The sequence below is a fragment of the Roseibium sp. RKSG952 genome (genome assembly GCF_009711355.1).
The window spans coordinates 1-1,209 of sequence record NZ_SMMF01000472.1 but is presented as its reverse complement, the minus strand read 5'-3'; the positions used below and the strand labels follow the sequence as shown (position 1 = coordinate 1,209).

The following is a 1,209-nucleotide window of genomic DNA, read 5'->3' as shown; positions in this document are numbered from 1 at the left end:
AGTCGGATTTTCGAGGACTCGGAGTATACAGAGTGGAATTGAACCTTTTGGTTATGTTTTCTGGGGAAACATTCAGAATTATACCAATGACATTGATAAATTACCGAAAATCCATCAATGGTCCATTCAGACGACGTGTTACCTCAAAAGGAACAAATTGTATGAAGTACCTTTCTTCCGTACTTGTTGCGTTCGCGGCACTCGCAACTCCCGCTGTTGCAGCCCCCGGCAATACGTTCTATTGCCCTCCGGAAAACAATGAGACAGGATACTTCATCGACCGCTCAGGCGAACAAAAGGTCACAGTTTATGAAGCCCTTGAAACCGAATTAAACAGGGACACTGACAAAAAAATTCTTGAGGTTGCAATCAAGCCTACAAATTTTAACGGCAACCTGACCTTTAAAGTTGGTGAAGATCTTTTCTCAACTCCAAGATTCACCTTCACAGAAGGCGGCGGTATTGATTTCGCCTTCACCGATGTAAACGGTGTATCCAGAGAAGGCAGCACTTTTACTTGCGAAAAAGTCAGGTAAAATCAATGGTAAGGCTTGCCAAATAGACGAACAGGCAAGCCTTCCGGCCCCCTGCCCGCGCAGGAATTTCGACCTTAGTGTTCATTCGACATAAATTGGACACTCCGGCAACTGCTTGATGCGATCTTGTATTTGTTGCGCACCGTTTGCCCTTGGGGCAAAGAGGTCCTGGCGTTCATGTCGCAAATTTCAAACTGGCACGACGGGCACACCAAGTAAACGAAGAAGAATTTTTGGCCTGCGAAAGGCTGTCAAATTTTTTGACATAAAATAAATTATTAATAAGTAATTACCCACCCCCCTTGCGCTTCGGTCGGGTTCGCCGGACGCTCACGAAAATTCACATTACAGCTACCGATGGACATCAATCCAGGCGCCACAAGGTAGTAGACAACCTCCTAGGCACACGAAACTTTTGTCCGACAGTTCGGCGAACGGAACAAATTAAAAACTTTCAAGCTGAGGCACTGAACAGCGAAGCAAGAGAGCTCGTATCTGACTGTGATCCCGACACCCTCACCAGGGCAGTAAATTTCCTATACACCAAGGAAACAAAGTCCACTTTCCAAATCGAAAACGAGGTGGCTTCTGGGAAGCGCGCTGAGAGATTTGTTGCCGCCCTTCGAGGTGCCGAGAAGTTCGATTTATCAAGCTGCGCCGTAAAACCCGGTCC

Annotated in this window: 2 protein-coding genes; one reads left to right on the top strand and one right to left on the bottom strand. The window is 46.7% G+C overall.

The features are described from left to right. On the top strand, nucleotides 1-536 hold a 536-nt coding region (locus E1297_RS01630; RefSeq protein WP_209015575.1), incomplete at its 5' end, for a hypothetical protein. A 454-nt stretch (nucleotides 537-990) separates the two neighbouring features. On the opposite strand, the gene E1297_RS49580 is transcribed toward E1297_RS01630, so the two are convergent. Then, a partial coding sequence (locus tag E1297_RS49580) for a hypothetical protein (RefSeq protein ID WP_209015574.1) occupies nucleotides 991-1,209 on the bottom strand: 219 nt, incomplete at its 5' end.